Consider the following 9,947-nt stretch of genomic DNA (forward strand, 5'->3'; position numbering starts at 1 on the left):
ATCTGATTTTCCATCGAAAGCTGAATTTCTGAACGACGTGGAAATCGATGGTCTCGGTAATGTGTATGTTTCAGACAGTGGTACCGATAAAGGTGTCAATGCAGGTATTTACAAAATCACGCCTAATGGCAAAGTAACGGAAGTCATCAACGCTGATGCCGGTATAAAACGTCCTAACGGTCTCTTAATGGATGGTGCTGACCTCCTATTGGTTGCAGACTTTGGTACCGGTGACTTATACCGTCTTCAGGCTCAATCAGGCAAGGTTGCTCACTTGAATCAAGGCTTTGGTGGTGCAGATGGTCTGGTCAGAGATACACGAGGTTTCCTCTATATCAGTGACTGGAACAACGGCAAAGTCTGGCAGTTAAGTTCACCAGAAGCGACACCGCAAATCATTGCTGATGATCTGAAGGCAGCAGCAGATATTGCTTTGTCAGCAGATGGTAAAAATGTAATGGTGCCGGATATGAAAGCTGGCGAACTCATCTACCTGCCAATCCACTAATAGTTAATTCAATGAGATCGCTAGCCGGGACCTGATTTTTCAGGTTCCGGTTTTTTTATGATTACAATTTGCGTTATTCTGGTATGCAACCGTTTGCAGATTAAGCTGTCATAACCTTACGACACTCAATGCATTAATCAGGGGATTACCCCATGGCATTTGACTTTGATGAATGGGCATCGCTGGCAAAACAGGATCGCCTTGCTTTTGAGCATAAACGTGCTGCTACACTCCAGCACTTCATCACTTTGCGGGCAAAAACTGACGATGAGCTACGCAAGCTCAATGGCTTGCAGTTCAAAATCGATATGTTACGCCGCAAACACAAAACACCTCTAGCCGCCTGCATAGCGATATCCAACCTCCTTATGTCACATGTTTCATTATTAGCAAACCCTGACTTGCTCCCCATCAAAGACACGATCAATTCAAAACAGCATAAAAAATCATGCAAACTGCTCTCCTTTCCGAGCCAAAATAAAGAATAATTTTATTTTTCCACATTACCCACAATATCTGTGGAAAAGCATGTGGATAACTTTCTGGTAAAGCTGTAAGTGACTCTTTTATGACAAGCTTTAGATATTGTTCATTTTTTAACCACACAGACACGTATCGGGGTTGACATTCTTGTCAGCATTTAACGGCGAACTCAAGATCAATCACTTAGTTTATTTAACACAAAACTAAGCAAATAATGTGTTACCAACGGCGAGCCAAATGTAGGGGGAAAAGAGTATCACTCGCTAGTAAAAATAATAAATAACTGCTATAGACACAATAAAAACAGGCCTTGACACATTCTCATCATAAAAAGTTGGCTTTATAAATTACCCCTCACAGCAGATGACAATACACACATAATCACAGCCATATGCTTTACGCTTTTCACTTGAAATAGTGGGCAAAACGCTAAAGAAATTAAGCGGTTTTTGGAGCACTTGAAAAAAGCGATTATTAACACGAATGAACACAATAAGACTGTAAAACAGGCCTCTTCCAGTCCTATTTCAAAATGTGGATATTTTTCTATCTGGAATCGTTTTGAAGACAAATAAGGACTGACATTCGCTGATAAACGTCAGGGTTGAAACCAACTTTGAACTAATTGCGTTATCATCTGACTATATTCACGTTAAACACATTGGGGTTAAGAATGCGCTTCACTCTTTTCTTATTAAGCATGGTTATTTCTGTAACAGCCTTAGCGGGTGGAAATGCATACCGACATAGCGATGACACTTTGCAAAAACTTTACTCTGAACTTCATTACCTCAACCAGGTAGGTCGCGAAATTCACAACAAATATGATTCGAAGTTGGCTGAAGATCCGACCCAACTGCGTTTCTGTGAGGGTGAGTATGGCTACGTTGGCAGCCGGGCAAGAGCGACCATAGGCATCGCCAACCGGATTGAAAGTCCAAATAAAGAAGAATATATAGCCGCCGGCTGGAAAGCCTATCAATGTATCAAATGCTCAGGCGAAGTCAGTCACTGCGACGCTGTTCCACCAGCATTAGAAACCATAAAAGAAGAGTACAAATCGATTCAGTCACAATAAACCTGAGATTGTCATGAACCGCTGATGAGGCCGCGATTACATCAGTTCCTGATTAGCGCTACAGGCTACTTTCTAATAAGGCTGTAAAAAAGCGCATTATCTTTCGTATGCAATAACCTGTTATGTATTGGCCACAACTACAGTTGTATTGAACCCTTCATCAGATGTGGGTGCAACAAAATACTTTGTAACAGACTCAAACATCTCTTCCGTATCCGTTACCGCTCTCTGAGGTTGTTCAGTTCGTCTTTTTGCTATCTGCTCTAGACAAGTCTCATTAGGTAAGTCGATGTAGATTAGCTCGTGTTCAGCCTGAATCTCTGAAACAATACTTCTAAACCATTCTCGCTGCGAAATGGTGTTTGCCGGAAAATCCATCACCACATCAACTCCTGTAGCTAAGATCGATTGAACCAGTTTCTTCATTTGGGATTTAAGTAGACCAGAATATTTGATGTAATCATCTAACGACTCAATACTATTCGGATAGATTGATTCAAGCCACTCGTCCTCCGAAATCAGTACTGCGTTTCGTTTCTGGGCTATTTCATGCGCTTTTGTGGTTTTCCCTGCGCCCATCTTTCCACAGAAAAACGTCAATACTCCCTTTGCCATTTCTTGCCTCTTAATTATGTAACGGCGCCAACATCTAAATGCATGTCCTTTTATACCTGGTTATAAACGACCGGCATACGCCCCTTCCATTTTGCCCATGTGCTTTCATTTAATATGAGTTCAGTCATGAAATGTCCGACATTAATTCTACTTGTTGACCCAGAATCAAAAATTGGATTTCTAATTGGGGAGGTATGGAGATTATATTCGGTGACATCTTTTTCATCAGTTAATGCATCAGGCCGAACAGCTACCCATTCAATGGCTTTATCATTTTGGCCAATTTGAGTACGTAAAAAATCTGCCGCCTTTTCATTATCCACATGCGGAGGCAACAAGACTCTCAGTATTGCGACAACAATTCGCTGACTTAACGGAGGTATTTCGGGTATGTCTCGATTGCTATTACCCGTGGTGTTCATCAGGACAACTTTAACCGCACTCTCATTATTGTTGGATTTTATAGCTCGGCATATACATTGAAGTGTCTCTGTCACAAGCAAACGAGGCTTACCAAACAAACCTTTGAGCGTAAGGTTATGGCCCAGACAAGAAACAACTGCGTTACAGTCTTTTAAGTTTGTAGCCATTTCAGTGCTGCTCAACTTATCTACACTGGCCTGAATTTTGTTTAAGTTTGGGCTGTCTGGTAATGAATCAAGTGAGCGAACAATCGCATTCACTTCAACACCTCGACTGAGTAACTGGTCAACAACAAGTCTTCCTGTCGCCCCGTTCGCACCAACAACTAAAACTTTCATTATGTTTCCTTTATAGTTGAGACACTTTTATATTTTTGGGAATATTTAATTTCAATCAATATCGCCTAATTTTACGTATTGCTCATACGGGGTTAACAACCCGTTTGATTTACCCACTGCATTATCTTGATAACTTACCAAGCATGCTCACTTTTGGACGCCATTTATCCAATTCGCAAGATACTCAAGCACCCCGGGCGCGTATAGATGGCGACCTGCAAATAGAGCATAGAGGTTTGCATACCATGGAATTTGGGACGGCAATTGATAGTTAAACCAACGCGCTTTTGCCAAACCGTGCGTCGCTCCAGGCCAAAGGACTACGTCACTGTCGGGATTTCCATTTGCCAAAGTATTTTCAAAAATGTGAGCTTCTCTTTGCACCTCAACATTGAGGTCTTCATTTCCTAAAAGCACCAGAATAGGGTGTACAACGCCGGATAATTCCTCAGTCGAATCCGACTTATAGTTGTTTGCTACAAAATAATACCGGTCCACATTCATCGGATCGATCTCATTGGTCAAGTCCAGATAGCGTTCATAGCTGACTGGTTTATCAAATATTGTCTTATTCAGTGTTGCTTGATGCTGAAGCTGTGTGTGGATCTCGTTTTCCGAATAGCCCTCATTTCTCAACCGAACGGATGCGAAATATGCCGCCTGCTTCTGCCAATTTGTCGCACCACCAAAGAGAACAAAAAATGTATCCTGTGTGAGTTTGTTGGCAACTTTGGGTAGTACCCAACCAGCTTGTGAGAAACCAATAAACCCGATTGAGTTTCCGGTCGACGTTGTTGCCTGCCGAATCGCCGCGTGGGCAGCTAAAACCTCATTGGCACGATCTGTCATTGATTGGTGCAACCAGTTACCACTGCTTTCGCCGACTCCTGCTTTATCCCACGAGTAGATGCCAATACCACTATCGAGTAGGGCGCTCATTAACGGAAGATAACTGCTGGATGAAAACCGATCTTGGGCACCGTCCCCATGGACAAAAATAGCGATTGGCATCGATTCATTCGCTTGGGGTAAAATTAGGGTCCCCACCAATTCTTGATCACCGGCGATGAAGGAGATGGTTTCTTGTCTATATTCCGATAGCTCGAAGTCGTCCAAGCCGTTGAGAGCAGTAGCGCAAGCAACGATAAGAAGCGACCCCATAATTATAATCACCGACCACTTTATGGCAGCGTGTTTTGTTTTCATTTGTTAATGCACCATCGGAAGTGTTGTGCGTCGTAACGTCTCAATCAGTCGGCGCGTTAGCGGTCGGTTGCATTGACTTGTTAAATGTATTCTCTGACTTAAATAAAGGTTCGATCAGAATGTTATTAACATGTCCCCAAGATGTTTTCCTGTCCTGAGTATTGTATGAAATCACGTTTCTGGGGTGACTAATCTCAAGTCCTCTAGGTGCATATATGGTTGTGTTGTTTGCGAAGGAGATATCTACACTCCCATTGGCAACTATTAGACTACCGCCTCGATCATGGCTAACTTCGATATTTTTTCCCGATATCAAAATGTTATTACTGCCATGAGAAATATCAATGTTGCCAGAGGCAACAACTATAGAGCTGTGACAGTGAGACACATGAATGTCCCCGTCAATTAGAAATACTTTTCCCTTTTCATGTGCAAAATTGATATTTTTATTCTCTTGGATTAGTTCATATGTTGAGATTGAATTCAGAGGAATCCTCCGTTCTTCTGGTAGTTTTAATTCGTCATATAGTTTTAACAGCCTGTGCTCTACCTTAAAAAGGTTCTCATGACTGCTCGGTTCTACGGGCAAAGATACAAAAGACACTAACTTATCACCAGTATAGCTCGCGCAACCTGTAATCATTAGAAAAATAAAAAATAGAAATACTTTTCTCATCGTAGTTAACTCCATTTAATCAATATTATCGGGCGGCCTTTTAATTCTGCAATCAATAGCAAATCAATAGGGTCAGAGTGTTTGATTTTCGCTTGTTATGCCGTTATTGTTGAACAATTTTGAGAGCCTTGAATACATCCATTGTAAGTTTCTTTCTCAACGCCAAATCTGACCTTTGGTTTATCTCAATGTGGTTTGCAAAAAACCAAGTTTGTTCGTTATAGACAAGATACCCCACATACCAGCCGTCTTTGCCAGACCAACCTGTTTTGGACCAGATCTTTATCTTGCCATCGTTCTCTGACAGCATAATATCCTTCAGTGTTTTAATATGCTGTTGCTTAACTGGAAGAGTATCGTCATACACTTTACGTAAGAAACTAATTTGATCTTTTACTGAAACTCTTAGATCGCCATCAAGCCAAAACCGAGTGATCTCACAGCCGGTTAATTGGTTTCCGTAGTTAAAACTTCTAAGGTACTCATGATACTTGGTGTCGCCAACGATTTTGGCATAGCGTTGATAACACCATACACAGGAATATTGAAAAGCAGTTTTAAGTGTTTGGTCCTTATTCCATGGGGAGTATTCACGCTCTATACCATCCCACGCGATGACTTCAGTGGGATCTTTAACCAACCCTTCCTCCAATATGATTAGCGTATTAGGTATTTTAAAAGTTGAAGCTGGGATAAAGCTTTCTTTGTTATTAACGTTATATTGATAACGTTGTTTGCCATCAGCAGATTCAATGAGTATTGATCCATAAACATTATTAGCCTTGTAAAGGCTTTCTATCTGACTCTCTCCAGCATAGATGTTTACTGATAAAGCCCAGAGAACGACGAGTCCCAAATATTTCATATCTATCCTGATTTTATAGCGTGCGTAGCATAGTCGCATAAAGTCGCCAGTACAGGCGAGGCTGTGTTAGCAGCTGAGTCCAGTTAGCTTGCAGGCATGTGTGGCTGGCATTGTTAGCTGGCTTGTACATGGCTGATAAGAAGTTAGACCGAGCTATTTCTCCTTATCCATTTTGTCCTTTAAATCTGCAAAGGGATTATGGGTTGCCGGGGCTTTCTCGCTCTCTTTCCTGCTGCCATAACGCACGAGATTTTCGAATTTGGAGTGCTCCTCATCGTGGCAATAGAGACACAACAGCTCCCAGTTACTCCCGTCCGGCGGATTATTATCATGGTTGTGATCGATATGATGCACGGTTAACTCTGGTAGATTCTTACCGGAAAATTCCCGCGCACAGCGACCACAAATATGGGGAAAGAGCTTAAGCGCTTGCTCTCGATAGCCAGAAGCTCGCTTGGCATTGTAATCCAGCTGTTCGGCCCGAACCTGGTCGAAGGTAGATTTTTTATTCATAGGGAAACTTGAATCCTTTTTGCTTTCTTATATTTACGTTGCTTATAGAGAATAGTTAGAATTCATAATCTTGCTTGCATACTTGGTTACAGCTAACGCTGCGGTTTGGGGCGGCTGGAGCGTAGCGTAAGCCGTCCCAGTCGCGAAGCGGCGCACAATACCGACTTGTTAGTCGCTACCTGATGCTTTGCAATATGCGAGAGATAGACGTCCATTCTGGGTCATCCTCCCCTTCGATGTAGATAAAATCATTTTCAGGAATCAGCCTTTCAAACGCATCCAAAGACTTTGCGTAGAGCGTCCATGTTCTAGTTTCTTCGCCTGTCTCCCGCATGGCATTGAGGAATATGTCCTGATCTTCGTCCCAGCTTCGGAAGTCTTTCTCCATCTGATTAAGTGTCCGCAAATCATCTTCGTATAAGGGCATACCATTTTCTGTGGCTTCGTAATCTACGGACACCGATACCTTGCATGGATATTTAGATCGAACTTCTTCTGATGGCAGACTGGGGACAATTCCAACGAAATGGGGCATTCCCCCAATTTCTGCCTCTAGAAGCAACCACTCATCACTCATACAAACGCCCTTGCAAATTGAGCCGCACACCGCCTAACAGCCTGTTAATGAGGCCGTTGGCCTCATAATAAATATTATCGGGCGGCCTTTTAATTCTTGAGGTCAAAAAGCCAGACCATAGAATAAGTTTTTGTAAATAATATAGAAATAGATTGACGGTTTGTTTTTTGAAAAATAAAACCGAGCCGACAATACGGAATATTGTCTTGTTCAAAACGTGTTTATTCAGGGAGGAGATTATTTCCATATCATGTTCACCTTTTCCAGAATCCATTCAAGCATTTAGGTAGGCCCGGCATTATCGTCGGAGAGCCATCGATACATGCCTTATATGTAGATGGAGTATTTCATAATTTTCACCGAGAAGAAACTTGTGAAGAATATCAAGTCACTAAACATTCGTAGCTATGCTTCAAACGCGGCTAAAATGGCACAGCATTGTTTTTGGCGTTTACCGGCACATTCATCAGCGAGAAACTTGAGCTGGTTTCGTGCTTCTTGCATTTCAGCAATGTGCAAATCTAAGGCTTTTAATCGCTCAGATGCAATTTCATACGCGCGTTCGTGATCAGAGCTAGAATCAAGTGAGATTAACTCTTTTATTTCTTTTAAGGTAAAGCCTGCTTTTTGTGCATTTTTTATAAAGCGAAGTTGGCGTATATCGCTTTCGTCATAACGACGTATCCCTTCCGCTTGCTTAGGAATGGCTAGTAGCCCCTTGCGTTGGTAGTAACGTACTGTTTCTATGCCAACGCCCACTTGTTTAGCAAATTGGCTGATGGATAAATGGTTAAGTTGCATTTTTATCTTGACTCCGTACTGTGGTACGCACTTTATCTTAATCATAAACGATTAAAGTAGTATGTTGTTTCTGATAGAACGTTTTCACGCTCCATGCTATTTACAATAAACGATAACTATTGAGAGGCGAATATGGCTACGGATCCAGTATGTGGCATGACCGTTAATGCCGATACGGCGCTGTATCATGCAGAACATGACCAACAGGATTACGTGTTTTGTTCACAGCACTGTATGAACAACTTCAAGGCGGAACCAACACGGTATCTTGAAAAAGCTGATTCAAGCAAAAGCTGTTGTGGCGGCCATAAAAGCGATTCACCCACGATAGAAACAGATAAGGCTTCTTCGTCTGGTGATTATATTTGCCCGATGTGTGAAGGGATTCGTCAACAAGGTCCTGGCTCATGCCCCAAATGTGGCATGGCATTAGAGCCTGAGTCGCCCCAATTTCCCGCTAGTAAGACTGAGTATACCTGCCCGATGCACCCTGAAATTGTGCAGGATGAGCCGGGCGATTGCCCTAAATGTGGTATGGCTCTTGAGCCTATGACCGTAGAGATAGAATCAGATACGACTGAATTGGATGATATGTCGCGTCGCTTCTGGGTTGGGACTTTACTTGCGTTTCCAGTGTTTCTTATTGCTATGTTGCTGGAAATGGCACCTGCAACGCTACCCTCTTCCGTTTCAACTCAGACCTGGTATTGGGCAGAATTTATGCTCGCAACACCGGTTGTGCTCTGGGCGGGCTGGCCATTTTTTGTACGGGCCGTGCAATCACTCAAAACCATGAACCTCAATATGTTCACACTGATTGGACTCGGTGTTAGCGTGGCATGGCTATACAGTGTGGTCGCTCTGCTTTTTCCAGGGCTTTTCCCAGACAGTATGCGGCATGCTGATGGCAGCGTTGCGGTGTACTTTGAGGCGGCAGCCGTCATTACCGTGCTGGTTTTACTTGGCCAGGTATTAGAGCTTAAAGCTCGTAGTCAAACCAATGCGGCCATCAAACTGTTACTGGGCCTGTCTCCCAAAACAGCTCGTATTGTCACTGAGACCGGCGATGAGAAGGATATTCCTTTAGAACAAGTACAGGCCGGTGACAAGCTGCGTATCCGCCCCGGTGAAAAAATTCCGGTCGATGGTTTTGTGCTTGAAGGTAATAGCAGCGTCGATGAATCAATGGTGACCGGCGAAGCAATACCTGTTAGTAAGCAAGACAATGACAAGCTGATTGGTGCCACGGTAAATAGTACCGGCACCTTGCTAATGCAAGCTGAACGGGTGGGACAGGATACCCTGCTGTCTCAGATCGTTAAGATGGTCGCTGAGGCACAACGCTCACGAGCGCCTATTCAAAAGCTTGTCGATAAAGTCGCGGCGTATTTTGTCCCCACTGTGGTGCTTGCTTCCCTGCTCACTTTTATTAGTTGGTTTACCTGGGGCCCACAACCGCAACTCGCGCACGCTATTGTCAATGCGGTAGCGGTACTCATTATTGCTTGTCCTTGCGCCCTGGGTTTGGCAACGCCCATGTCTATTATGGTGGGTACCGGCCGAGGCGCCGCATCCGGTGTGTTAATCAAAAATGCTGAAGCACTGGAAGCAATGGAAAAAATCGACACGCTTGTCGTTGATAAAACCGGCACCTTAACCGAAGGCAAACCCAAGCTCGTCTCTGTTGAATCGTTCACTGATGTGTCTAAAGACGAGTTACTGCGTTTGGTTGCCAGCCTGGAACAAGGCAGTGAACACCCGCTGGCATCAGCAATTGTCGAAGGCGCAAAAGAGAAAGATTTAACTTTAGCACCGATAGCAACTTTTGATTCAATCACCGGGCAAGGCATTCAAGGTGAAATAG

The 9,947-nt window shown here is 43.3% G+C and carries 12 protein-coding genes; 4 read left to right on the forward strand and 8 right to left on the reverse strand.

What is annotated here, in order from left to right:
• From ACTF5U_RS11725 to ACTF5U_RS11735, 3 genes are all read left to right on the forward strand, one after another.
• Positions 1-508, forward strand: a 508-nt coding sequence (locus ACTF5U_RS11725; protein WP_438971817.1) for an SMP-30/gluconolactonase/LRE family protein, incomplete at its 5' end; no start/stop codon positions are given.
• A gap of 152 nt (positions 509-660) precedes the next feature.
• Positions 661-996 (forward strand): DUF3135 domain-containing protein, encoded by a 336-nt coding sequence (locus tag ACTF5U_RS11730; protein ID WP_438971818.1) that lies wholly within the window; start codon positions 661-663, stop codon positions 994-996.
• A 668-nt stretch (positions 997-1,664) separates the two neighbouring features.
• Positions 1,665-2,069, forward strand: coding sequence for a hypothetical protein (locus ACTF5U_RS11735; RefSeq protein ID WP_438971819.1), 405 nt, complete (start codon positions 1,665-1,667; stop codon positions 2,067-2,069).
• A gap of 120 nt (positions 2,070-2,189) precedes the next feature.
• Here the strand turns inward: ACTF5U_RS11735 and ACTF5U_RS11740 are convergent, their stop codons facing one another.
• The 8 genes from ACTF5U_RS11740 to ACTF5U_RS11775 all read right to left on the reverse strand — a co-directional run bounded on the left by ACTF5U_RS11740 (position 2,190) and on the right by ACTF5U_RS11775 (position 8,083).
• Entirely contained in the window at positions 2,190-2,684 is a 495-nt protein-coding gene (locus ACTF5U_RS11740) for an AAA family ATPase (protein ID WP_438971820.1), read from the reverse strand.
• Between the two features lie 50 nt (positions 2,685-2,734).
• Positions 2,735-3,445, reverse strand: a complete 711-nt coding sequence (locus ACTF5U_RS11745) for an NAD(P)-dependent oxidoreductase (protein WP_438971821.1) — start codon at positions 3,443-3,445, stop codon at positions 2,735-2,737.
• A 147-nt stretch (positions 3,446-3,592) separates the two neighbouring features.
• Positions 3,593-4,651: an alpha/beta hydrolase family protein gene (locus tag ACTF5U_RS11750; RefSeq protein WP_438971822.1), complete on the reverse strand. Its 1,059-nt coding sequence runs from the start codon at positions 4,649-4,651 to the stop codon at positions 3,593-3,595.
• A 40-nt stretch (positions 4,652-4,691) separates the two neighbouring features.
• A complete protein-coding gene (locus tag ACTF5U_RS11755) occupies positions 4,692-5,327 on the reverse strand; it encodes a hypothetical protein (RefSeq protein ID WP_438971823.1) in 636 nt (211 codons plus the stop codon).
• Positions 5,328-5,430: 103 nt separating this feature from the next.
• On the reverse strand, positions 5,431-6,192 hold the full coding sequence (locus ACTF5U_RS11760) for a penicillin-binding transpeptidase domain-containing protein (protein WP_438971824.1): 762 nt from the start codon (positions 6,190-6,192) through the stop codon (positions 5,431-5,433).
• 153 nt (positions 6,193-6,345) lie between these two features.
• Positions 6,346-6,705, reverse strand: a complete 360-nt coding sequence (locus tag ACTF5U_RS11765) for a YajD family HNH nuclease (protein WP_438971825.1) — start codon at positions 6,703-6,705, stop codon at positions 6,346-6,348.
• Between the two features lie 175 nt (positions 6,706-6,880).
• Positions 6,881-7,282, reverse strand: coding sequence for a DUF695 domain-containing protein (locus ACTF5U_RS11770; RefSeq protein ID WP_438971826.1), 402 nt, complete (start codon positions 7,280-7,282; stop codon positions 6,881-6,883).
• Between the two features lie 405 nt (positions 7,283-7,687).
• Positions 7,688-8,083: a MerR family transcriptional regulator gene (locus tag ACTF5U_RS11775; protein ID WP_438971827.1), complete on the reverse strand. Its 396-nt coding sequence runs from the start codon at positions 8,081-8,083 to the stop codon at positions 7,688-7,690.
• Between the two features lie 132 nt (positions 8,084-8,215).
• On the opposite strand from ACTF5U_RS11775, the gene ACTF5U_RS11780 reads away from it, so the two are divergent.
• Positions 8,216-9,947: heavy metal translocating P-type ATPase (locus ACTF5U_RS11780; RefSeq protein WP_438971828.1), on the forward strand; the 1,732-nt coding region annotated here is incomplete at its 3' end.

The organism is Methylophaga sp. (assembly GCF_965655755.1).
Lineage (GTDB): Bacteria > Pseudomonadota > Gammaproteobacteria > Nitrosococcales > Methylophagaceae > Methylophaga.